This window comes from Desulfovibrio intestinalis (genome assembly GCF_014202345.1).
Taxonomy (GTDB): domain Bacteria; phylum Desulfobacterota; class Desulfovibrionia; order Desulfovibrionales; family Desulfovibrionaceae; genus Desulfovibrio; species Desulfovibrio intestinalis.
In genome coordinates this window covers 89,142-113,332 of record NZ_JACHGO010000005.1, presented here as the reverse complement: position 1 = coordinate 113,332, position 24,191 = coordinate 89,142, and the positions used below count along the sequence as shown (strand labels likewise).

The 24,191-nt window shown below is 53.7% G+C and carries 17 protein-coding genes; 12 read left to right on the top strand and 5 right to left on the bottom strand.

The window, feature by feature from the left end; translation table 11 throughout:
• Positions 1-142 precede the first annotated feature (142 nt).
• The 5 genes from HNQ38_RS08900 to HNQ38_RS08880 all read left to right on the top strand — a co-directional run bounded on the left by HNQ38_RS08900 (position 143) and on the right by HNQ38_RS08880 (position 9,629).
• A complete protein-coding gene (locus HNQ38_RS08900) occupies positions 143-700 on the top strand; it encodes an HD domain-containing protein (RefSeq protein ID WP_183719578.1) in 558 nt (185 codons plus the stop codon).
• 17 nt (positions 701-717) lie between these two features.
• Positions 718-2,025 (top strand): ATP-dependent 6-phosphofructokinase, encoded by a 1,308-nt coding sequence (locus HNQ38_RS08895; protein ID WP_183719576.1) that lies wholly within the window; start codon positions 718-720, stop codon positions 2,023-2,025.
• 5 nt (positions 2,026-2,030) lie between these two features.
• Positions 2,031-5,354 carry a UvrD-helicase domain-containing protein gene (locus tag HNQ38_RS08890; RefSeq protein ID WP_183719574.1) on the top strand — a complete coding sequence of 1,108 codons (3,324 nt, stop codon included), beginning with the start codon at positions 2,031-2,033 and terminating at the stop codon, positions 5,352-5,354.
• Positions 5,351-8,323, top strand: a complete 2,973-nt coding sequence (locus HNQ38_RS08885; RefSeq protein ID WP_183719572.1) for a PD-(D/E)XK nuclease family protein — start codon at positions 5,351-5,353, stop codon at positions 8,321-8,323. Before HNQ38_RS08890 ends, HNQ38_RS08885 begins: the two co-directional genes overlap by 4 nt.
• 163 nt (positions 8,324-8,486) lie before the next feature.
• Positions 8,487-9,629 carry an NAD(P)H-dependent flavin oxidoreductase gene (locus tag HNQ38_RS08880; protein WP_183719570.1) on the top strand — a complete coding sequence of 381 codons (1,143 nt, stop codon included), beginning with the start codon at positions 8,487-8,489 and terminating at the stop codon, positions 9,627-9,629.
• Positions 9,630-9,709: 80 nt separating this feature from the next.
• Here HNQ38_RS08880 and HNQ38_RS08875 read toward each other — a convergent pair whose 3' ends face one another.
• Positions 9,710-10,522 (bottom strand): phosphoribosylformylglycinamidine synthase subunit PurQ, encoded by an 813-nt coding sequence (locus HNQ38_RS08875; protein ID WP_183719568.1) that lies wholly within the window; start codon positions 10,520-10,522, stop codon positions 9,710-9,712.
• Positions 10,523-10,783: 261 nt separating this feature from the next.
• Between HNQ38_RS08875 and pyrG the strand changes: the two genes are divergently transcribed.
• From pyrG to HNQ38_RS08845, 6 genes are all read left to right on the top strand, one after another.
• Entirely contained in the window at positions 10,784-12,427 is a 1,644-nt protein-coding gene (pyrG, locus tag HNQ38_RS08870) for a CTP synthase (RefSeq protein ID WP_183719566.1), read from the top strand.
• A gap of 248 nt (positions 12,428-12,675) precedes the next feature.
• The gene (rpoN, locus tag HNQ38_RS08865; RefSeq protein ID WP_183719564.1) at positions 12,676-14,100 is read left to right on the top strand and encodes an RNA polymerase factor sigma-54; all 1,425 of its coding nucleotides are present in this window, start codon (positions 12,676-12,678) and stop codon (positions 14,098-14,100) included.
• A 154-nt stretch (positions 14,101-14,254) separates the two neighbouring features.
• Complete coding sequence (gene hpf, locus HNQ38_RS08860) at positions 14,255-14,794, top strand: ribosome hibernation-promoting factor, HPF/YfiA family (protein WP_183719562.1); 540 nt, start codon at positions 14,255-14,257, stop codon at positions 14,792-14,794.
• 54 nt (positions 14,795-14,848) lie between these two features.
• Positions 14,849-15,778, top strand: a complete 930-nt coding sequence (gene rapZ / locus HNQ38_RS08855) for an RNase adapter RapZ (RefSeq protein ID WP_183719560.1) — start codon at positions 14,849-14,851, stop codon at positions 15,776-15,778.
• 34 nt (positions 15,779-15,812) lie between these two features.
• On the top strand, positions 15,813-16,256 hold the full coding sequence (locus tag HNQ38_RS08850) for a PTS sugar transporter subunit IIA (RefSeq protein WP_183719558.1): 444 nt from the start codon (positions 15,813-15,815) through the stop codon (positions 16,254-16,256).
• A 4-nt stretch (positions 16,257-16,260) separates the two neighbouring features.
• Positions 16,261-16,719 (top strand): PTS sugar transporter subunit IIB, encoded by a 459-nt coding sequence (locus HNQ38_RS08845; RefSeq protein WP_183719556.1) that lies wholly within the window; start codon positions 16,261-16,263, stop codon positions 16,717-16,719.
• 919 nt (positions 16,720-17,638) lie between these two features.
• Here HNQ38_RS08845 and HNQ38_RS08840 read toward each other — a convergent pair.
• From HNQ38_RS08840 to ybgF, 4 genes are all read right to left on the bottom strand, one after another.
• Positions 17,639-18,556 (bottom strand): manganese-dependent inorganic pyrophosphatase, encoded by a 918-nt coding sequence (locus HNQ38_RS08840; RefSeq protein ID WP_183719554.1) that lies wholly within the window; start codon positions 18,554-18,556, stop codon positions 17,639-17,641.
• Positions 18,557-18,742: 186 nt separating this feature from the next.
• The gene (locus tag HNQ38_RS08835; protein WP_183719552.1) at positions 18,743-19,885 is read right to left on the bottom strand and encodes a tyrosine recombinase XerC; all 1,143 of its coding nucleotides are present in this window, start codon (positions 19,883-19,885) and stop codon (positions 18,743-18,745) included.
• Positions 19,882-21,192: a DNA-processing protein DprA gene (dprA, locus tag HNQ38_RS08830; RefSeq protein WP_183719550.1), complete on the bottom strand. Its 1,311-nt coding sequence runs from the start codon at positions 21,190-21,192 to the stop codon at positions 19,882-19,884. The genes HNQ38_RS08835 and dprA overlap by 4 nt, the downstream gene beginning before the upstream one ends.
• A 2-nt stretch (positions 21,193-21,194) precedes the next feature.
• Complete coding sequence (gene ybgF / locus HNQ38_RS08825; protein ID WP_183719548.1) at positions 21,195-22,655, bottom strand: tol-pal system protein YbgF; 1,461 nt, start codon at positions 22,653-22,655, stop codon at positions 21,195-21,197.
• 196 nt (positions 22,656-22,851) lie between these two features.
• Between ybgF and HNQ38_RS08820 the strand changes: the two genes are divergently transcribed.
• Entirely contained in the window at positions 22,852-23,964 is a 1,113-nt protein-coding gene (locus HNQ38_RS08820) for a hypothetical protein (RefSeq protein WP_246388075.1), read from the top strand.
• The last annotated feature ends 227 nt before the right edge of the window (positions 23,965-24,191 follow it).

Genomic DNA, 24,191 nt, shown 5'->3' with positions numbered 1-24,191 from the left:
CTTATGCCCCAAAGGGGCAGAAGCACAAGGGCAGAAGGAATAAAACGATTCGCGCAGCGCACCCAATCATGGGGTAGCCCCAACCTGACTTGCCTTCACCCGTGCTCTGATTTACTTTGATGAAGATATAGGAGCCAATACCATGATACAAAGAGACGAAGCTTTAAAACTTTTGGCTGACCACGAAACTCCGCCCTCGCTCATGCAGCATGCACTGGCTACCGAAGCCATTATGCGCGATTTGGCGCATCGTCTGAACGAAGACGAAAACGTATGGGCCCTTACGGGTTTGCTCCACGATCTCGACTACCCTACCACGTCAGAAAATCCGCAGAGGCACGGACTGGACAGTGCAGAGCAACTGTCTGGCAAGTTGCCTGAAGCCGCTCTTGCCGCCATTCGTGCTCATGCTGCCGAGATGAACGGTGCCCAGCCCGAAAGCCGCTTTGATTACGCCTTGCGCTGTGGTGAAAGCGTTACAGGCCTTATCAGTGCTGCGGCTCTCATGCGGCCTACTGGCATTGATGGTATGGAAGTGAAGAGCATCAAAAAAAAGATGAAAGACAAGGCCTTTGCAGCCAGTGTCAGCCGTGAAAATATACGCCAGTGTGCCGAGGCAGGGTTGGAGCTTGACGAATTTCTGGCTTTGTCCATTGAAGCCATGCGCGCCTATGCCGAAGAACTTGGATTGAGCAAATAACAGAACGCGAGGGCCTCATGAATAACGAATGCACAATGCAAACGGACATCCGCACCCTTGGCCCCTGCAAGTTGGACTCAAATCTGCCCTACCGCACATGGGCCGATGACAAATCCATACAAATATTCGTGGATGAAGAGTTGACTGAAGATGCGGGTCAGCCGTTCAGTGTATGTTTTGAGGCCGCAGGGCCGCGCCGCAAGCTGTACTTTGACACTACTCGGGCCAAATGCGCCATTGTCACCTGCGGCGGACTCTGCCCGGGCATCAATGACGTTATCCGTGCCATTGTTATGGAAGCCTTTCATGCCTATAATGTGCCTTCCATCTTGGGTATTCCATACGGCCTTGAAGGTTTTATTCCCAAATACGGGCACACACTTCAAGAGTTGACTCCCAAGGGCGTGGCAGACATTCACCGCTTTGGCGGCACCATGCTTGGTTCTTCACGGGGACCGCAGTCTGCCGAAGAAATTGTGGATACGCTGGAACGCAGCAACGTCAATGCACTCTTTGTCATTGGCGGTGACGGCACAATGAAGGCCGCACGGGCCATCAGCAATGAAGTACAGGCTCGTAACCTAAAAATTTCCGTTCTCGGCATTCCCAAAACCATTGATAATGACATTAACTTCATTCCCCAGTCCTTTGGTTTTGAAACCGCTGTCTTCAAGGCCACTGAAGCCATTGAATGCGCTCATACCGAGGCCTGTGGCGTACCCAACGGCATTGGCATCGTAAAACTTATGGGACGCGAATCGGGATTTATTGCCGCGCGCGCCGCCCTGGCGTTGAAAGAAGTGAATTTTGTGCTCATTCCCGAAGCGCCGTTTACCCTTGACGGTGAAGGAGGACTGCTGCCCGCACTTGAAGAACGCCTGAAAGCACGCGGACACGCCGTTATTGTGGCAGCCGAAGGCGCTGGCCAGCATCTGCTGGCAGAACAGAGCGGCACGGATGCCTCGGGCAATCCTGTGCTGGGAGACATATCCGAACTGCTGCGCCAATCTGTTAACACCTACCTTGATGCACGCGGCATGGCCCACTCCATAAAGTACATAGATCCGAGCTATATTATCCGTTCCATTCCGGCCAATGCCAACGATAAGGTCTATTGCGGCTTTTTGGGGCAATACGCCGTGCATGCCGCTATGGCTGGCCGCACAGACATGGTGGTGGGCAAAATCCAAGACCGCTATGTGCACCTGCCTCTGGAATTGGTCACGCGCAAACGCCGTAAGCTCAACATTTACTCGGATCTTTGGCGGGCAGTACTTGAATCAACAGGTCAAGGCATGCTCAAGGGCATGCTGCCGCCTATTTAGTTTCCATGCAGCACTTACGCCAAGTTAAGGCATCTGCCGGGTCGGGAAAAACCTATGAACTGACGCGCTGTTTTTTGCAGCGCCTTGTGAGTTGCGGCGCACCGGGCAGAGCAGCCTCCCCTGCTTGCGCCCTTGGTTCAGGCGGTCCCTGCGGCTGGGGCGATATTCTGGCTGTAACCTTCACTAATGCCGCAGCCACCGAAATGCGAGAGCGCGTCATCAGGCAACTGAAAAGCGCGGCCTTGGGCTGCCCAATGCAAGGGATCGCCCTTGACTCCGTAGCAGCTGGACGCTGGGTTGACGCCATCATGCGTGACATGAGCGCCCTGAATATACGTACCATTGACAGTCTGCTGCACCTCATAGTTCGTGCTGCGGCTCTGGAACTCAAGCTACACCCAGACTTTCAGCCTGTTTTTGCAACTGAAGAAGCCCTGACGCCTTACCTTGATCTTTTGATGGAAAAAGCGTGGCAGGGTGACGAAGCTATGCGCGACCTCTTGCGGCAAGTTTGCCGGGCTATGGTCTGGTACGGAGGCAGCAAGGGCTTTTTGGCTGGAGAAAAACTGCTCCATCAGTTACGCCCCTTGCTGAATAGCGCGCTTCTGGGTGATTTTGGCGAACTTTCTTCATATGACGAGCTTGATGAACGCCTGACGGCCCTCAACAAGACCGCACACGAAACCGCAGTTCACTTGTTACAACTGGCAGCCAGCAGGGAACTGCCCTGGCAAGCCAATGCCTTGAAAGCCGTTACAGCCTGGTCCAATGGCGAGCGTAAGACATCAGCCTATCTGTGCAAGGACGAAGCAGCTCAGGTTTTCAAAAAAGGGGCTAAAATCGACAACGAGGTGGAGCACGCTTACGCAGCTTTTTCCCAGGCAGCCCAGGCGTACACAACTGACGGGCTCATCTTGCGGCAAGCCTTGCGCCTTGAACCTTCCATCCGGATGGCCCGCATTCTTGCTGCGGCCTTTTCGCACAATCAGGAACAGGAAGGCACCCTGCCGGGCTTGCTTGTGCCCTATATGGCGCGACAGGTGCTGGAAAGCGATCATGGCGTGCCCGACACTCTTTGCCGTCTGGGCAGCCGCCTCAGTCATTTTCTTGTAGATGAATTTCAGGATACGAGCCAGGAGCAATGGCGCGCTCTGCGTCCATTGGTGGAAGAAGCCCTTGCCCACGGCGGTTCACTGACCTGGGTGGGCGACGTTAAGCAATCAATCTACGGCTGGCGTGACGGCGACCCTGAACTTTTCGACGGCATTTTGGACGACAGGGGCCTCACGGCTATTGCCGCAACTACCAGCCGTGACAGCCTGCCCTTCAACTGGCGCAGCAGTCGACAGGTGGTGGAGCATAATAATGCCCTTTTTTCGCCTCTGGAGCAGCCAGAGACAGCACGCGCCGTCATGAGCGCCCTCTTGCCCAACGAAATGCCGTTAGATCTGCGCGAAGAAATTATGACGTCATCTGTCAATGCTCTTGTAAGCGCCTTTGCTGGTACAAGGCAGCAATGCCCGGAACACACGCCTGACAGTGGTTTTGTTCAGATTGAAGACATATCAGCTGACTCTGCCGAACTTTTGAATGACGCAGTTTTCACGCGCTTGAGCGACATCCTGCACGAAGATATTGCTCCGCACCGTCCCTGGGCCGATGTTCTGGTTCTGGTGCGCAGCAATAACGGGGCAGCGCTTCTGGCCGACCATCTTGTACGTCAGGGCATCCCGGTCATTACTGAAAACAGTCTTCTTCTTTCTGCCCACCCTCTGGTTATCCAAACTGTGGCCTTTCTGGCGTTTTTGGACAGCCCGGATGATAACATCGCTTTTCTGACCCTTATTACGGGCAATATTTTTCATGACCATGCAGATGCAGCCGACCTTGCCCATACAAATTTGGACGGCTGGTGCGCCTTACAAAAAAAAGGCTTTTTGTATCAAAATTTTCGGCAGCGCTGGCCTCATGTATGGCAGACATTGCTGGCTCCTTTCTTCAGCCAGTCGGGCCTCATGACGCCGTATGACACGGTGCTTGAATGGTACGCGCGCCTTCAGGTTGAACAGCGTTTTCCTGAAGCAACCACTTTTTTACGCCGCTTTATGGAAGTGTTGCACAGTGCTGAAGAAAAAGGACTTGCCACTCTCTCTACCTTTCTTGAGCACTGGAGTGAAAAAAGTAACGAAGAAAAAGTTCCTATGCCGGAGAATATGGATGCCGTGCGCATCATGACCGTGCACAAGTCAAAGGGGTTAGAAGCTCCTGTGGTTTTTGTTCCTTTTACTGGCCTGAGTCTCTCCGTTTCAGACAAGCCGGTACGTGATGAACGCCAGGGGTTGAGCATGATGGTGCGCAATCAGAAAGCCCTTGGACGTCCATATTATGAAGATTTGGCCCGGCAGGCCCGTGAAAGCCTCAACCTGCTCTATGTGGCTTTTACGCGCGCCAGAGACGCCCTGTATGTCTTTCGCACCTCGGCCAAACGGCAGTCGCCCGTCCTTGCGGGCCTGGACATTCTGTGGGAGCGCACGGGCTGGCAGCCTCCCTATACCCTTGGCAGTCTGGCTTCTGCTCCAGAAGCCATTGAGCCCGCCGGGCTGGCAGCACAGGCATCTGTCGTGCGCGCACCTGAAAAAAATATGGCGGTACAGTCCGACGCTGCCAAGGGAACAGCACAGGCAAAGATGGAACCTGTAATAATTTCCATGCCTGCCTCAAATCTGGACCATACCATTCCTGAAGACTGGCGACCCATGCAGTGGCTGCCTCGTTTGAAAATTTTCCGCAACCCGCTGGCGGCGTTTTCTTTCAGGCCTGAAGACAGAGGTAATTTACTGCATTTTTGCCTGGAACATTTGCGCCTCACGGGCAATCCGCAAGAAGACGTACAGGCAGCCCTGCATTTCGGTTTGCGTCATTATCCTCTGCCCGTCCCCGATGACGCAGATCTGCGCCAGGGCGTAACAGAGGCATTGCACTGGCTGGCAACCCAGCCACAGACAACTCGCTGGCTTGAAAAAGGCTGGCCCGAACATTCTATCATGACCGAAGACGGCCAACTTTTGCGCATGGACCTGTTAGTACGGGAAAGCTGGGGTCTGCTGGTTCTTGATTACAAAAGCGGCCAACCTGAAGACGAACATGTGGATCAGGTCAGAAAATACCTTACCTGCCTGAACCAGGGGAATGATGAAGAGCAAACGCCTGCCAGGGGTTTGCTGGTATACCTTGACCAGCGGCGCTTTCGCCTTGTGACACAGGACAGTGCTTCAGAGCTCGTTCCACACTGTCATGACCTGCTGCCCATCAAAGAAGATCTGTCATGAATGCCTCGCCCTTTTTGATTTTTCCCTGGCAGCGCCCTTTTTTGCCAGCCCTCAAGGACTACTTGAACCAACTCACCCACGGGCACCCTGGCTCGGCCCTGCTGCTTGTGCCGCACAATCGCCCTTGGCGCTATCTTGTGCAGCTATACGCATCTGAAGGCTACACAGGGCTTTTGCCCAAGGTCATGACGTTGTCCGACACGATAGCCTCATGGCGCGCCTTTGACAGTGCCGCTCCGCTGCATACAGCCAACACGCTGGACCGCGTGGCATTACTGTACCAGTGCGTTAACGCTCTGGCGCAGGATGACAGCAGCCTTGCGTCCCGTTTCGCCCGTATGGATATGGCGCTTTTTTTACCCTGGGGTCTGCGGCTGGCTGCACTTCTGGAGGAAATGTACGGGCAACTGGTGGAGGCGACGGACCTTACCCATCTGGAAAATGAGGTTGCCGCTCCTGCAGCCGCGCTATTGGGCGCTTTGGGACGCATCAGCAAAGCCTATGAAACAGCGTTGCTGGAAAACAACTGGACAACGCCGGGCCTTGATATTTTCGCTTTGGCACACAGCGATTCTCCTGTGCCTTACCTGTTGGAGCCGCAGTATGATCGTCCCGTGGTGGTGGCTGGTTTTTCCCTGCTTACGGGCGGCGAGGACCATCTTTTAAAACGTCTTTGGCAAGCTGGAGCCCAACTTTGCCTGCACGGTGATCCGGCCTTGGCAGAAAGAGAAAGCGGCATTCATTGGGCTTGTGATGAACAGGCCGCATGGCTGCGCCGCTGGAAAGCGCAGGCACTTCCAGCCATGCAGCTTGACGAGAAAGAAAAATCTCACCAACCTCGATTCCACTTTTTTGCAGGCTACGACTGCCATTCGCAGCTTGCAGCCCTGCGCCGAGACCTTGAGCCTGAGTGCAAAAGCGATCAGGTAGAAACAAATGATGCTGATTCTTCTGCCTCCACAGCCGTAGTGCTAACAGACAGCTCCTTGCTCATGCCAGTGCTCCATCATTTGCCGAACAAGGATGTTAACATCTCCATGGGTTATCCCCTGGACCGTTCACCCCTCAATAGGTTGTTGGACGCATTGTTGCGGCTTCAGGCAAACAGAAGCGACGAGGGGCGGTACTACTGGCGGCAAGTGTTGCAATGTTTGCGTCACCCCTATGTGACCATGCTGCGCACTCAGGATAGCAACGGGCAGCCCCTGCTGCTTCGTGACGCCCTGCGTCCCCTGGAAAAACACATACGCGAAGGCACACGCTTCGTTGACCTGGCCGAAGTGGCGAACTCTTGCCGAAGCCAGCTGCCTGAACCCTTGTCTCAACTGCTGGAAGAAACACTACATGTGCTTGTTCATGCGCCATCCACTGCCAGCACCACAAGGGGCATGGCCGACGTGTTGCAAAACTTGTGCTCTTTTTTGCTCAACCGTGGCGGCGACCTGTGGAAACACTTTCCCCTGGATGCAGAGGCCATGTACCGCCTCATCCGGCAAGCTGTGCCCGTCTTGCGTGAAAACCTTCTGGCAGACACGGATTTTCCCCTCACAACGCTGCACGGAATGGTGCGCGAAGTGCTGGGGCAAGAGCGGGTGCCCTTTGAGGCCGAGCCGCTTACAGGCCTGCAAGTACTTGGCATGCTTGAAACACGCTTGCTGCATTTTAACCGGGTGTTCATTGTGGATGCCACTGATGACAAACTGCCCGGCAACCCTGCACAGGACCCGCTGCTGCCGGATTCTTTGCGGCAAACTCTTGGCCTGCCCGATTCACGCCGTCGTGAAAGGGCCGCTGCGCATAGCTTGTACCGCCTTTGCGCCGGGGCGGATGAAGTCTCCTTTTTCTGGCAGGAAGGCATCAGCCGTTCTGCACTCTTTGACGGTAAAAAAAGCCGCAGCCGTTTTGTGGAGCAACTGCTCTGGCAGGAAGAACAACGGCGAGGAGCTTTGCTCACCCCCGGTGAACCGCCTCTTGAAACCGCCGCTTGCGAAGTACAGGCTGCCGCTTCTGAAACAAAAATTCTGACGCGCGGGGTTGAACTAAACACAGCCCTGACGCATTTGCTGCGTAAACCGCTTTCCGCCACCAGGCTGGATGTCTACCTTCAGTGCCCCCTGCGCTTCGCCTGGCAATACTTGTGCGACCTGCGCCCACCAAAAGAGATCAATGAAGGTGATGATCCCGCTGCGGTCGGTACCTGCATTCACAACACGCTCAAGGCTCTTTACGAACCCTATCTGCACAAGGTCATACGCCCCGGTGATATTTCCGCTGAAACCGTGCGTGCGCGTTTTTTGGAGCAGCTTGAAGCTGCCGACCTGCGACGCCTGTTACCCGCAGACAGCTGCTTGATGCTGGAAGAGGCAGCCCCCATGCGGCTCATGCATTTTTTATCAGGCCAACCAGACAACATCATGATTATGGCTCTGGAAAAAGAAATCAGCGCCACATTGCGGCTGGCCGAACGCGACTATGCTTTTGTTGGTACGGTGGACCGCGTGGACCGCCGCGACGGTCTGCTTCACGTGCTTGATTACAAAACAGGAACCATCAAAAAACATGACGGCAGCCTGTGGACTGACCTGGCGTACTTTACCCGGGCTGATCGTCTGTGCGCGGCCCTGACGCCAGCTACGGAAGCCGATACGGAACAATTGGAAAACCTTGAAAACCTCTTTGACGAACTACGAACACGCCTGCCCAGCCTGCAGTTGCCGTGCTATCTGTCGATGGCTGGCGCTTGTGGTATGGCCCAGTTGGGCGACGCTGCCCTGGTGGAACTGCGCGATGAGGGGAAAGAGCATCCTCTTTTCGGAGGACTGGTAGAAGAAGATCTGAATGCTGCTCTAGGGTTTTGCCGCACGGCCCTTACCCTGACCCTGTTACATATGGAATATTCCCCAACGTTCACTGCCCGCCCCGACAAGCATTGTCAGTGGTGCCCATATTCTGGCCTTTGTTCTTTATAAATGCCGGGCTGTTGACGCTATTCGCAAAAGAGTGCACGCTATTGTTGCATCTTATAAAAATTACAGCTACTGTTGCGCCTAATTTCCATATGGGGGATACTCTCGGTAGCGCCCACGGGAGCTGTTGAGCTTGTTCCATATAAGTCAGGACGGAGGTCTTGCAATGTCATTTCCCGCACTTAAAATCGGAAACCTCACTGCCAGAATCCCTGTTGTTCAGGGTGGCATGGGGGTTGGAATATCGCTTTCAGGCCTTGCTTCTGCTGTGGCCAATCAGGGCGGCATCGGCGTCATCGCCGGAGCTATGATCGGCATGAAGGAACCTGACGTTGCCAAGGATCCTCTTACAGCCAACCTGCGTGCCCTGCGCAATGAAATTGAAAAAGCCCGCCAGCTGACAAACGGCATTGTTGGCGTTAACCTTATGGTAGCCCTGACCACATTCAGCCAGATGGTGCGTACTGCTATTGAGCACAAAGCGGACATCATTTTTTCTGGCGCTGGCCTGCCGCTTGATATGCCCAAGCACCTTTTTCAAGCGTGCGAAGAAAAAAAGGAAGACTTCAAAACCAAGCTTGTGCCCATAGTTTCTTCGGCACGCGCGGCTTCTGTCATCGCCAAAAAATGGATTTCCCGCTTCAACTACGTGCCTGACGCCTTTGTGGTTGAAGGCCCCAAAGCTGGCGGGCATCTCGGTTTCAAGGCTGAAGAACTCTATGATCCGGCGCATGCGCTGGAAGTGCTGGTTCCTCAGGTGGTTGAAGTTGTGAAGCCTCTGGAAGACAAATACGGCAAAGCTGTGCCTATTATTGCCGCCGGTGGTGTGTACTCCGGTGCAGACATCAAAAAATTTCTCGACCTTGGCGCTTCCGGCGTGCAGATGGGAACCCGCTTTGTTGCCACGCACGAATGCGATGCCGACGAACGCTTCAAGCAGTCTTACCTTGCCGCCAAGGCTGAAGACGTCACCATCATCAAAAGCCCGGTGGGCATGCCCGGACGCGCCCTGGACAACAGTTTTATTCACGCAGCACGCGAAGGCAACAAAAAGCCCTTCAAATGCGTTTTCCACTGCGTGCATACCTGCGAACAGGAAAAGACGCCCTACTGCATTGCTCAGGCGCTTATCAACGCCATGAAGGGAAACCTTGAACGCGGATTCGCCTTCTGCGGCGCCAATGTGTCACGCGTAAACAAGATCACCTCTGTCCGCGAACTTATGGACAGCCTGCAGCACGAATTCGATGACGCTATGGCCTCGTTGAGCAAAAGCGTGCAGAGCATGTTCAATGGCAACAAGAGCTAGCTGCCAGAAAAACAAATCGTAACGAAAAGAGCCGGGCATCGTCACATGCCCGGCTCTTTTTATTATCAAAATTTATAAAACTACTGCTGTCCGCGCAGGTAGCGCACGGCATTGACGAACAGAAGTGTTCCTGGAGGATCCAGTTCACCACGAGTCCAGGCCGGATGGTTGGTCACATGATGGAACGCTTCAGGGTGCGGCATAAGACCAAGAACGCGGCCCGTCGGATCGGTAAGTCCGGCAATGGCCAAGGCAGCACCGTTGGGATTTAAAGGATATTCCTGCGTGGGCTGCTTTGTTTCAGGATCAGCATATTGAAGCGCGATAAGATTTTCCGACACAAGGCGGCGCAGACACTCTTCGTCGCGCGGCACAAGTTTGCCTTCTCCGTGACGCACAGGCATACTCAGCAAGGGCATATCCTTGGTGAAGACACAGGGGCTCTTGGCGTTGGGAAGCAAGTGCACCCAGCGATCTTCGTAGCGGGCGGAATCGTTGTGCCCAAGAGAAACCTGGCGTTCAAAACGCACGCCGCCCAAGGCTGGCAACACCCCCAGTTTAACCAGCAACTGAAAGCCGTTGCATATGCCGAGAATGAGCTTGCCCTGATCCAGAAAGTCGCGCAAACTTTGCAGCAAAGGAACGCCTTGCGCATCCTTGAGGTAACGCCAGCGCATAACAGCGGCCTGGGCAGCGCCCAAGTCGTCACCGTCTAGAAATCCGCCGGGGAAGACCAAAAAGTGATAGTCGGCCAACCGAACTTTGGCCGCCACAATGTCTGAAAAGTGGACTACGTCCGCCCTGTCTGCACCGGCCAAGCGGGCTGCATGGGCGGTTTCCAGATGAGAATTTGTTCCATAACCGGTGATAACCAGCGTATTGACCATGCCCATGCGGGTAAAGCCTCCTTGGCTTGCTAGCAGATCTTTTCGAGCCGTGCTGATGCTGGCAGACGTGCACAGTGCGGCCTTTGGGCCGAAGTCAGCCCGCACCTCACGAGCCGCAGGCAAAGCCAAGCTGTACCTGCGCATGCTGGAGAGGGAATAACACACTACTTACCTTGTTTTCGATAGTCAATGCTAGCCAAAAAAATGATTTTAGGCTAAGCATACAGGGTTGTGCCAAAAAGCGATCAAGATATTAAGGTGGAAGTCATGAAAACGAAATTTATCTTTGTGACAGGCGGTGTTCTGTCATCTTTGGGCAAGGGTCTGGCAGCAGCCTCATTGGGCGCGCTGCTGCAAACCCGCGGCCTTTCGGTAACCATACAGAAACTCGACCCCTATATTAACGTTGACCCTGGCACCATGAACCCCTTTCAGCATGGCGAAGTTTTCGTTACTGACGACGGCGCTGAAACTGACCTGGATCTTGGACACTACGAACGCTATCTGAACGTGCCCATGTCACGGAAGAATAATACCACTTCAGGGGCCATCTACAATCAGGTTATCGCCAAGGAACGTCACGGTGATTATCTGGGCGCTACGGTGCAGGTTATTCCTCACATTACCGACGAAATCAAAAACGTAGTTTTGTCCTTGGCAGAAGGCGACGATGCCCCTGATGTGGCCATCATTGAAATTGGCGGCACCGTTGGCGACATAGAGGGCCTGCCCTTTCTTGAAGCAATACGTCAGTTGCGTTCAGATATTGGACGCGATAACTGCCTGAACATCCACCTCACTCTGGTGCCTTACCTGCGCACTGCTGGCGAGCACAAAACCAAGCCCACCCAGCATAGTGTGAAGGAACTGCTTTCCATCGGCATCCAGCCTGACATCATTCTGTGCCGTTGCGAACAAAGTATCCCTGAAGAGCTGCGCCGCAAGATCGCCCTGTTCTGCAACGTGGACCAGGATGCCGTATTCTCTTCGGTAGACGTGAACAACATCTACGAAGTTCCTCTGAAGTTCTATGAGGAAGGCTTTGATCAAAAAGTAGCCATCATGCTGCGTTTGCCAGCTCGCAATGCCCACCTTGAAGCCTGGGAAAAACTCGTTAGCGACTGCGCCGACCCCAAGGGCAAGGTTACCATCGCCATTGTGGGTAAGTATGTGGACTTGAAGGAAGCTTACAAAAGCTTGCATGAAGCCCTGATCCACGGCGGCGTGGCCAACCGCGTTCAGGTGAACCTGCGTTACGTCAATTCCGAAAACGTGGATGCCGACAATGCGGCAGAGCACTTCAAGGGCTGTGACGGCATTCTGGTGCCTGGCGGCTTTGGCTACCGCGGTGTTGAGGGCAAGATCACGGCTATTCGCTACGCCCGCGAGAAAAAGATACCCTTCTTCGGCATCTGCCTGGGCATGCAATGTGCGGTCATCGAATTTGCCCGCCACGTTGCCGAAATGGCTGATGCCAACTCTGAAGAATTTGACCATCGTTCCAAGCATAAGGTCATTTACCTTATGACAGAATGGTACGACTTCCGCACAAAGAACGTTGAAAAACGCGATGCCGGAAGCGACAAGGGCGGCACCATGCGCCTGGGTTCTTATCCTTGCAAGGTTTTGCCCAATTCTAAGGCTCTGGATGCATACAAGAAAGAACTGGTGGAAGAACGTCACCGTCATCGCTATGAATTCAACAATGAATTCAAAGAAGCTCTGGCAGAAAAGGGCATGGTTTTTAGCGGCACTTCACCGGATGGAACGCTGGTGGAAATTGTTGAACTGCCTGACCATCCGTGGTTCCTTGGTTGTCAGTTCCACCCCGAATTCAAATCCAGGCCTATGGATGCCCACCCCCTCTTCCGCGAATTTATTGGTGCTGCTAAAAAACACGCCAAGGTTTAACGCCTGAGGGTTTAAAGACATCTCATAGAAAATGAAAAAGGGAGGGCCAACCTCCCTTTTTCATTTTTTGCCCCGATTGGCATCCGTGAAGCCAACACCCTGAAAACAATGGGGCAAAGCTTGTTTCAAGGCACTTCAAACCATGTTTTTGCTCTCGCAACCTCTGGCTATTGCATAATTTTTGCCACTATGGCACACTACTTGTAAATAAAAAACTTTCCTGAGGACATTCAAGGCGGAACTGGCTCATGGCACTGGAACTTCGACAGCAACTCAAACTGGCTCAGCAGCTGGTGATGACCCCGCAATTGCAGCAAGCCATCAAGCTGCTCCAGCTCTCGCGCATGGAGCTTCTGGAGACTGTGCAGCAAGAAATGCTGGACAACCCATTTCTGGAAGAATCCCAGGGCGATGACGGCTCAGCTGAACCAGCTGAAGACCGACGGGAAAAGGCCACTGAAGAAGTATACGACCAGGATTTGGCCAAGGACGCCGACTGGGAAGACTATCTTGGCGAATTCGCCAGCACTCCCCGCCTTGTGCAGCCTCGTGAATTTGAAGTTGCTGAAGACATTTCTCCTCTAGAGGCGCGCTACTCAGCCAAACCGACCCTTGAAGGGCACCTGCTTTGGCAACTGCGCCTTTCTTCGCTCTCTGACGCGCAAAAAGATATTGGCGAAGTCATTATTGGCAATCTTTCTTCCGCAGGCTATCTGCACGCCAGCATAGATGAAATTGCACAGATGACCGAGTCGGACCCTTCTGACGTTTTGACAGTGCTTGAAAAAGTGCAGCTGTTTGATCCCGTGGGCGTTGCAGCGCGTGACGCGCGTGAATGCCTGCTGGTGCAAATAAAAAGCCTGAAATACGACCGCGATCCCATACTGCTTGAACTGATACGCTCTCACCTGGAAGACCTTGAAGGCAAGCGCTATAAGCCGTTGCTGCGTAAATTCAAACTGGATATGGAGGAACTCAAGGAGTATCTGGATATTATTCAAAGTCTTGACCCCCTTCCAGGGGCCAGCTTTGGAGGCGGAGAGCCAACCTACGTCAGCCCAGACGTCTTTGTGTACAAGATGGGTGACGAATTTGTCATACTGCTCAACGAAGATGGCTTGCCACAACTGCAGCTTTCCAACATGAACCAAATGGACATGAAGGGAGCCTCAGACAAAGAAAAGGAATACTGTACGGAAAAGATGCGCTCGGCCAGCTGGCTCATCAAGAGTCTTTATCAGCGCCAACGCACTCTGTACAAGGTAATGGAAAGCATTGTCAGGCATCAGCAAGCTTTTTTTGAAGTTGGTGTATCGCGCCTTGCTCCTCTCATCCTCAAGGACATTGCAGACGACATCAGTATGCATGAGTCGACTGTCAGCAGAATTACGACCAACAAATATGTGGCCACGCCCCACGGTATTTTTGAGCTGAAATTTTTCTTCAATAGCGGTTTGGAGCTGGATGACGGAAGTCAGGTGGGTTCCGAAAGTGTCAAGGCGCTTATAAAAAAATTCATCGCCGATGAAGACACCAAGTCTCCCCTGAGCGATGAACGCATTGGCGAAATGCTGAAGGACCACCTCAAGGTCAACATCGCACGGCGTACTGTGGCAAAGTACCGCACCGCTCTTGATATTCCGTCCTCTTCCAGACGAAAGGAACATTTTTAGTTTTTTGATCGCCTGTGGCAGAAGCTGAATCAGACTGCCCACGAAGGAAAGACAAAAATTGCGAAAAACCGGGCCTTTTGCCGGATTTTCACCGTCCCTCAAGGGCGGGTTCCTGGTTCTCCGCATGGAGAACTGCCATAATAAGGAGGATTATATGAACATCTCTTTCGCCTTCAAAAACTTTGAAGCCTCCGACCACCTTAAGAAATATGCCCGCCGCCGCATTGAAAAGCTGGGGCGGTTTTTTGGCAAATCTTCCGGTCTTGAAGTAAGTGTTGTGTTGACTGTGGACAAATTCCGCCACCGTTGCGAGGTTACTGTCGTCGGTGAAGGACTGCATATCAATGCCACAGAACAAACCTCAGACATGTATGCCGCTATTGACCTTGTGACCGACAAGGTTGAAGCGCAGATCAAGCGTCAGGTTTCGCGAGTGAAGACGCAGCGCCGCAAGGCACGCAGTGCTGATGTGGATGTCTTCACCTACAACATTGACGCAGAAACTGATGTTGCACTGCCTGTGGAAGGCACAGATCGTCTGGCAACCAAGCCGCTGCACCTTGATGAGGCGCTTATGCAGCTTGACTCCATTGGCAGCGAGTTTCTGGTCTTCTTTAACGCAGAAAATGGCCGCATCAATGTGGTATACCGCACGCGCACAAGCAGCTACGCGCTGATTGACCCCGTCTTATAACTACTCCTGATTCCCGGCTGCCAATCAGGCAGCCGGGAAATTAGCGGGGGATTCATGAACACCACAAAACAACAGCCCGAAGAGTCTGCAGCTGAAATCTGTGCAGCTGAGCAGCCCGTGGCCGTGTGCATAGTAACCGGCCTTTCCGGAGCGGGTAAAAGCACGGCTCTAAAAGTTTTTGAAGATATGGGCCATTTTGTGGTGGATGGGTTGCCAGCGAGCTTGGCTCCTGAAATGGTCGCCATGATGGCTCGCCCCTCCATGAGCCACTTCAAGGGCATTGCCCTTGGCATGGATCTGCGGCAGAGCAATTTTCTGGATGAGATTAACGAGGCATTGTCTGACCTTACGGCCAAAAATGTCCGTCCCATGCTTCTTTTTCTGGAATGCGACGTTCAGGAGCTTCTGCGGCGCTACGCGACAACCCGCCGCCCTCACCCGCTTGAACGTGAGGGGCTGGGCCTTGAAACCGCCCTGCTTTCCGAGCGCAACAGCTTGCGCCCTCTGCGGGAGATGGCCGACCTTGTCGTTGACACATCACGCTTTTCCATTCACGACCTGCGGCGTGCCATTCAGAAGCGCTGGAGCGACAGCAAAAGCAAGCTCCGCGCCATCAAGGTCAACGTAATTTCTTTTGGTTTCAAATACGGTGTCCCGCGCGAAGCCGACTTTGTATTTGACCTGCGCTTTCTCAGCAATCCGTACTTTGTAGAAGAACTGCGCCCGCAATGCGGCAAAGACAAGGCTGTTGCGCAATACGTTTTCAATCAGCCGCACGCACGCGAATTTCGCGCCAAGCTTATGGATTTGCTTTTGTTCATGCTGCCGCTTATGGAAGCTGAAGGCCGTTACCGCGTCACCATTGCTGTTGGATGCACTGGGGGACGCCACCGTTCAGTGGCCATGGCCGAAGAAATTTTGCAGGCATTAAAACAGGCTGACTATCCAACAACTCTGGAACACCGACATCTTGAACTTGGCTAAAAAAGCTGGCAGGCTTTGAGTCGAGAGGAATGCCATGACGGACGAAAACAAGAAGACACAGGTGGGTATCATCATCGTTTCGCATGCCGACTATGGTTCGGCAATGTTGCGGACTGCTGAATTCATTCTGGGGCCGCAAAGCGACTGTAGCTCCATTAGTGTGGACGTTGCCCACGAAGTGTCTGAAACCGTACGACGCCTTACTGACGCAGCCCAAAGGCTGGACAAGGGGGCTGGGGTCATTATTCTTACTGACATGTTCGGCGGCACCCCAACCAACTTGGCTCTTTCACTTTTGACCACGCACAAGGTTGAGGTTGTAACGGGAGTGAATCTCCCTATGCTTCTCAAAGTTTTCTCAACACGCGAAAAACCTTTGGAAGAACTGGCGCAACTGGCAGGCGAAGCGGGGGCAAAGGGCATCGTGGTTGCCGGAAATATGTTGCGTAATAAGGCCCGAGCCAAAAACGACGGCTAGCTATATGTGGTTCCGCGTTGATAATCGTTTGGTGCACGGGCAGGTCATAGAGGCGTGGTTACCCTATACTGGTGCCAGGCACCTGGTGGTTGCCAACGACGAGCTTGCTGCAGACGAACTGCGCCAGCAGATAATTGAACTTGCCGTGCCACAACGTATTATCACCCATTTCATTCCGGTACACGACCTGGCCAGAACGCTTGACGCCTGCGGCGAAGACAGCTTTGTTCTTTTTGGCAATTGCCAGGATGCTCGACGCGCCAGCGGAGCGGGCGTCATTATGGAAACTCTCAATATTGGCAACCTGCATTACGGCCCGGAAAAAATACAAATTCTTCCCCATGTGGCGTTGTCAGCCCAGGACAGGGAAGACCTGCACTCTATCCAGCAGCACCTTGTACAACTGGATTTCCGCAGTGTTCCCACAGAAACCGTAAGGGGTCCCCATGAACAACTTATATGAAATGACGTTAGTTGGGGCACCTTACGCTTTTTTTTTGCCCTGGCAGGCGCGGCCCGCTCTTCCTGCATAATTGGCATCATTGACCGCCCCATTTGTCTGGCCCTCATAGCAGGAGCCATTACTTCAGACTGGAGTCTGGCCCTCCCATTAGGCATCATCTTTGAGCTACTATGGCTGGACGCCCTAGAATTGGGCAGCGTCGTTCCTCCATATGGCAGCCTGAGCTTTTTACTACTTTTTCCTCTATGCAGACACTTTGGGCTGACTGAACCGGGCAATCTGCTTATCCCTCTTATTTTTTGCATGCTTGCGGCTTATGCCGCTGCCTATGGCGAACACCGCCAGCGCATCAGCCAAAACCCAATGGTAGACAAGGTTGAGACATGGTGTGCGGGTAAACCCGGCGGACTTGCCCCGGGTGCGGCTCTTTTTTTCTCGTCTTTGCATAGAAGCCTATGGCAGATCACGCTCTACTGCCTCTGCTTCGTGGTAATCTTCAGTCTGTTGCGTACCCTGCAAAACACCCAATCCCTGCCTGCTCTGCGTGCGGTAACATGGTCTGCCCTCTATGTAGCTGCCTTATTGGGAGCTGTACTTTCTCTTCGTACAAGACAAGCCTATATGGTGCTCACTGGTTGCTTGGCACTGGTGGCGATGCTTATCTGGATTGAACACTAATTCTTTTTTATTTGACCGTAGCAACCAAAGCCTTCCTTTCAAATAAGCACCTTCCAAGCAATACGGTCTTGGGAATTCATAAATAAAATTATCTGGCCATGCGGACAAACTGCTTGTGTGGGCCTCATCAGCACCCTCCTCACTGCGAATGATTTTCTTGTTTGCGCGCTACTGGCTAAATCCATACTAAAAAGCCCCCGGCGCAGAACGCCGGGGGCTTTTTAGTATTTCATCCAATAGCTTATTTGAAGGCCTTTTCAAAGTTGGGCACGACCTGCTTTTTACGGCTCATCACGCCGGGCAGCCAAACGGTACTGCCTTCAGCCTTTACGCCAAAAGCCTTTTCCACCACGGAAGGATCATCGGATACGATAAGCATTTCCGAACCTTCTTTCATGATGTCGGTCAGCAGCAGGAACACGCTGTGGCGGCCTTCAGCTTTAACCTTTTCAATTTCGGCCTGCAGGCCAGCCTTTACGGGCTCAAGGATGGACAGGTCGACAACTTCAAGCTGGCCAATGCCGACTTTGCTGCCATTCATGTCAAAATCTTTATAGTCGCGGAAGACGAGATCCTTCATGGGGGTGCCGTCAACGGCACTCTTGACCTTGAACATTTCCATGCCCAAAGACACCACATCGCTCACGCCTGCGATCTTGGCCAGTTCTTCAACGGCCTTTTTGTCGGCAGGGGTACAGGTGGGCGACTTGAAAATAACCGTGTCGGACAGGATGGCGCAAAGCATGGCGCCAGCAAGGTTCTTGGGAATTTCGATGCCGTAGAAGTCGTACATGTTCTTAAGAACAGTGTTGGTGCAGCCAACGGGCCAAATCCAGGCTTCCAGCGGCGCAGAGGTGGTCACGTCACCAAGCTTGTGGTGGTCGACAACGCCGAGCACAGTGGCGGAATCCATGCCCTTGGGGGCCTGGGCCAGATCGGAGTAGTCAACCAGATAAACATCTTTGCCAGCCACATCGGAGATAACCTGCGGAGCAGTGAGGCCGAACTTCTTCAGAACGAATTCGGTTTCGGGAGTGGGCGCGCCCTGGGCAACCGGGGTGACGTCCATACCGCGCTTGCTGTACAGATCAGCGGCGACAATGGCGGAAACAATGCTATCGGTATCAGGATTCATGTGACCAAGAACTAATGCAGACATGACTGTCTCTCCTTCCGGTATGGTTCAGGTATGCGGTTTAATTTGACCGATTTGTTCTCTTTAGCACAAAGTGCTGTCCATGCCAAGCGCCTCCGGGAAATTTTCCTGACACAGGCACCGTAAGCACATGGCGAACTATACGATAATATACTGAAATTACAAACTAAAAAATAGCTCGTGATTTTTTTATTTTTTTGCAGCCCTGGGGTGCGCCTGATCGTAGGTTTGCATAAGGCGTTCAAGGCTTAACTGCGTATATCGCTGCGTGGTTGTAAGGCGCTGATGTCCCAACAATTCTTGAACACTACGCATGTCTGCCCCGGCTTCAAGCAAGTGGGTTGCAAAGGAGTGCCGCAAGCTGTGGGGCGAAACGGTGAACGACAGCCCGGCGCGATGGCACAAACGTTCCACAATACGGGCGGCCTCCCTCCTGTTAAGTCGAGCGCCACGCGTGCCCACAAACAAAGCGTTTTCTTCTGATTGCGCCAAAAAAGGGCGTTCTTCAAGCCACTGCTTGAGACTTGTGTAGGATGTGTCCGACAGGGGCGAAAGCCTCTCTTTTGATCCTTTACCCATAACCCGCAACACGCGCGACGACAACTGCACGTCGTCAACATCCAGACTCAAAGCTTCGGATATGCGCAAGCCAGAACCATACAGCAGCTCAGCGAGGGCAAGGTCCCTACAAAGAGTGCGCTCTTCTTCAGCACTTCCAGAAACTGGGCCTTTTGCGCCAGCAGGTCCTGACGAGGCATCCAGCAAGGCAAACGTTTCATCCACATTAAGAGCGCGTGGATGGCGCTTTTCCTGACGTGGATTTCGTACCTGGGCTGCCACGTTTTCCGTTACTCTACCACCGCGCTGCTGAAAACGAAAGAAGGAACGGGTCGCTGCCAGCTTACGTGCCATAGAGCTTTTGGCTTCGCCCTTACGAAACAGCCACGCCAAAAAAGCCTGGATATGTCGGCGTGTTACGGTTTGCGGCTGCCCAAGATTAACGCCCTGGTCACGTAAAAAATCAGCCAGTTGGGCCAGGTCAACGCCATAGGCTTTCAGCGTAGCCTCTGAAGCCCCCTTCTGCACAGCCATCCAGGTTAAAAAAGCCTCAATAAACAGCGCACTACGGTCAGGCTTGGCCTTGTCATCACTTTCAGCAATGCCTGCCGCACTGGATAAAAGCTCGGATGGAGTCCCAGACGCGGGCCCCTTTGTATGTCCGGCAGGAGGCAATTCTGCTACATCCACTGCCGAGCGAGAACCAATAGCCGGATCAGAGATATTTCTTACCCGGCACGCGCCTTTGCCTTGTTTCAGTTTTTTTCCGTTCATTTTCCGGCCTCATACCGGGCTCCCGGCAGCCTTCGCACCTGCCCCAGCATTTCAAGCCCCACCAGCATGGCATTAAGTTCTGATACTGCCATATCTAAAACACACGCCAGATCGTCAGCCTGCATGGGCCCCCGCTGGTGTAAACAATCCAGCAAACATGCCCTGCGTTCTGCCGGAGCGAGCTGTTCCGCAGCATCGAGACGAGGTTGCTCCTGAACGGCAGGAGCAACATGCACAGCATTGCCGTCATCTTTACAGCTTTTACGGCGAGATCCTTTTTGGGATGAAGCAGAACTGGCAGTTTCGCCTTCGGCTTCTTTTCCTTGCATAGCGACAGTATCTTTCTGCGCGCTTTTTTCATCTTCACTCAAACTGGCCTTACTGATGCCAAAGGGCCGCAACTGTTCAGCCAAATCGTGCAAGACGTCTTCAGCACTGAAAACCGGGCGCGCGCCCTGCCGCACCAGCTCCTGGCAGCCCATACAGTGGGAATCCAGCGCCGGGCCGGGCACGGCGTAGACCTCGCGGTTTTGCTCCAGAGCCAGTCGGGCGGTAATAAGACTTCCAGAGCGGCTGGCGGCCTCCACTACCAGAACCCCAAGAGCAAGACCACTGATAATACGGTTACGGATGGGAAAATGCTCAGGCAAGGGCTGTGCCCCTGGCATAAACTCCGAAACCAGCAAGCCATACCGATGCATATTGTCAAAAACGGTTTTGTTTCCCGGCGGGTACATCACGTCAATGCCCGTGCCCAAAACGCCAATACTGCGTCCAATACGCGTCAAAGCATTTTCGTGTGCAACGCGGTCAATGCCGAGCGCCATACCTGAAATTATAGTAACGCCGCAGGATGACAGACACCGCGCCATGTGGGCGGCTACAGTTCTGCCATGGTCCGTGGACCTCCGAGATCCTACTATTGCAAAGGCTGGCGCTTGAAAAAGCGACATATCGCCCTGGCAATACAGCAGCACTGGCGCATCGGGCAATTGACGCAGCAGTGACGGATATAAGGGATTCGTCCAAAGCAGGATGTCGGCATCGAGATCATGCGCCCTATCCCATTCTTGCCGGGCAGTAACTCGCCATGAGCCCGTGGCCATCTCAGCGGCCTGTTTTTGATTCAGGCCTGCTTCACGCCAACGCTGCCGCGACTGAACGGCAGCATACGCTGATCCGAAGGTGCGCAAAAGACGGGAGCATGAGCGCGCCCCAAGACCAGCACAATGACGCAAGGCCAGACTGGCCCAATATTCCGTACGGGCCTCTTCATCCAGCTCCGCCCACGAAAAACCTTCGGACATATTTAACGTGCCAGCCCGCGTGAACGGGCTATCCGGGCGGCTTCGGAATTGGGAAAGCGCGTTAATAATTGCTTGTACGCCTGCGTGGCTGCATCCTTATCACCGAGACGGCTCAGGCACATACCTGTTTTGAGCAGGGCATCCGCATTTTTGTGGTGCTGCGGATACGACGCATCCACTTTACGGAACTGGTTCAGGGCATCCTGATACTTGCCTTGAGCGTACAGCCCCTCGCCTATCCAGTATTCTGCGTTGGCCGCATATCCCCCATGAGGGTATTCCTGCAAAAAGGTTTCAAACCGGGATATTCCTTCGGCAGAACGTCCGGCCGTCATGACCTTGAGGGCTGCCTCGTACGCGGCTTTTTCATTTTTGGTTGGTTTGGCGGCCTGTTGTGGGGTCTGATTGGCCGGTGTAGCCGTATTAACTGTCGCTGCGGGTTTTACTTCCGCAGGAGCCACTGGCTGGGAAGTGGCCTGCGCTGCAGTCGCAAGGGGCGTCGCGGCTGGGCTTGCTGCTTCCACGGGAGGCAAACCGGGATGCTCGGGGGGCAGCGCCAGCGCTGAAGGCGGCAAGGCAGGAATAGGCACAGCAGTATTGCCGCCAGCGGGATCGCCCTTGCCCGAACTGGCCGGAACAACAGATTGATTGGCGGCTTGTGCGGAAAAATTGGTCGGATTTACGGCAGGGGGTACAACTGGTTCAGGAGCCGCCACTGGGGGCAAACCAACCGCGGCTCCTGCTCCGCTAACAGAAGCAGTATTTTTGCCGGGAACTCCCACTTGTCCGCTGGGGCCAGCCGTAACTGTCCGGCCAGCGGGAGAACTGGCGGAAGCTGATGGTGCAGCCGCAGTTTGTGACGCTGTGGCCGGGGCAGCAGGCGGAAAGGAGGTTGGCTGCGTTGCAGGATCAATAATTTTTCCCTTGGGTGCACCTGCTGGAGCAGGCGCTGGGGTAACAGCCTGCGCTCCATTGTTTGCAGGTGCAGCAGCGGGCTGCGATTGCTTTGCGGCCGGGACTGATGAAGACATGGGAGCTACTGGCGTTCCAGTGCCAGACGCGGGAGCTGTAATCACAGATGGTCCGTTTTGCCCCAGGGCTACTTCGCGCTGGTACGAACCTGCAGAAGATGCTTCAGCAGTGCCTGCTCCATTCTGCCCCGCCGAAGAGACTCCTGCCGTAGGCGGCACGGTCAATGGGGCCGGTGGTAAAATGGGTACAACAGTCATGCTGGTCTTCTGGCCGCCACGGGTGCGCACTTCAAAAGTTCTGTTCTTGAGCTGGGCCATCTGGCTGTCCAGAGTGGCCACACTCTGCTCCAAAGTGCGTAACCGCTGATCGGTTTCGCGCAAGGTTCTTTGGCTGGCAGTTTCTTTATCTTCTACATGTCGCATCTGCGCAGACGATGCACAGCCTGCAGCTAAAACAACGCAAGCCAAAGAAACAGCAAAAAGTTTTTTCATAACGTCTCCCCCTGCAACTTTGCCCCAAGCCCGGCCATATTTCAAGAACCCTTGCGGCCCCGGCATTTTTAAGGCAAATACAGGCTTGTCCACATTTTCTAGACCATAGCGTATCATCCCAAGCTAGCGCAAGATTATAAGGAGCAACCATGAGTGTTTCCGTTCTGAAGCCACGCCATACCACAGGCGGTGCCCGATGAACTTCTTTAAGGATGTATTGGGCCAACTGTCCGCCTGGATGGAGCTGCCACGCCAATGGATGCAAGCCTATCCTTTTTTGCAGACAGGCCTTGATAATCTGTGCGTAACCCTGGCCTTGGCTACCCTGCTGGCCTTTGCGGGGCTTGGTTTTATATCGGCCACGGCAAGAATCTTATCCATAACGCGCAGGCGCTCTTCCTACGATAAATGTGCGCGGCAATTGGCACAGCTGGCAATGATTCTGGGCTGGATTTTGCTTGTTGCGGGCCGCGTATGGCTGTTTTTTGTGCAGGGTTCCTATACGCCAGACTCTTTGCCAGATTTCATGGTCGAGTTGAGCTGGATTTTGCTGGGCCTGGCCGTGCTTATCAGCAGTCTTTACTACGCCTTGTGGAAGTTTCTTGTAAAAGTTCCGATCCTGCATATTGTCATGGGCATAATCAGCGGCATCCAGGGTTGTATAGCCGTAGTGGTTACGCTGGGCTCCGCCCGAATGATCAGCGCCTATGTGCGGCCCGACGCAACTATTATCACCTTGGGCGACATCTTTTTTCCAGGCTGGTTTTCGCCCTTCTGGTGCTCGTTGTACTGGACCCTGCCGCTGATTGTGGCCATGTCGGCTGGCAGCGGCGCTTTATGGCTGACCATGCGTCGCCAGCGTGATGACTTTGGGCGCGACCACTATAATACTATGGTGCCCTGGTGCGCCGTGTGGGCACGCAATACCTGGACCATCTTCTGGCTGATTTTCCTCGCCTCCACCGTAGCAGAAATACAACAGGCGTGGCAGGGAGGCATCTTCACCATTGAAAACGCCTTGCGTGAAAGCGCAAAGGTGCTGGTATGGCTTGTGCCTCTGGTTCTTTGGACCATCGTTGGTCGCAGCAGTGCGCCCATGCGTCATAAATTTACACTGGTGCTGGCCTTGCTGACGGCAATGGCATTCATGCTTCCCTACTATTCACAGGTAACGAATCTTTCTACCTTGTCTTCCAGGACAGCGCAGGAAATTATTGTTGAACCTCTGCCGCAAGCTGATCCACAGGCAACGCCTGAAACGGATCATCAGGCTGCACCGCAAGCCTCCCCCAAAGGCAGTGCTGACTAGCTGACGGCACTGCTCGTTAATGGAGCAATGTGACAGCTTTTCATGCGCAAACTTCAAAATGGAGCAATGTGACAGCTTTTCATGCGCAAACTTCAAAATTGAAAATCCACGCCTTATTTTTGCAAAATAAATATCCCCCGGCATAGCCGGGGGTTTTTCATATGCGCCTGTAAGGCTCTCTTACCAGCTGCGCCCTAGCAGGCGCATGCGCGATCTGACATTTGCAT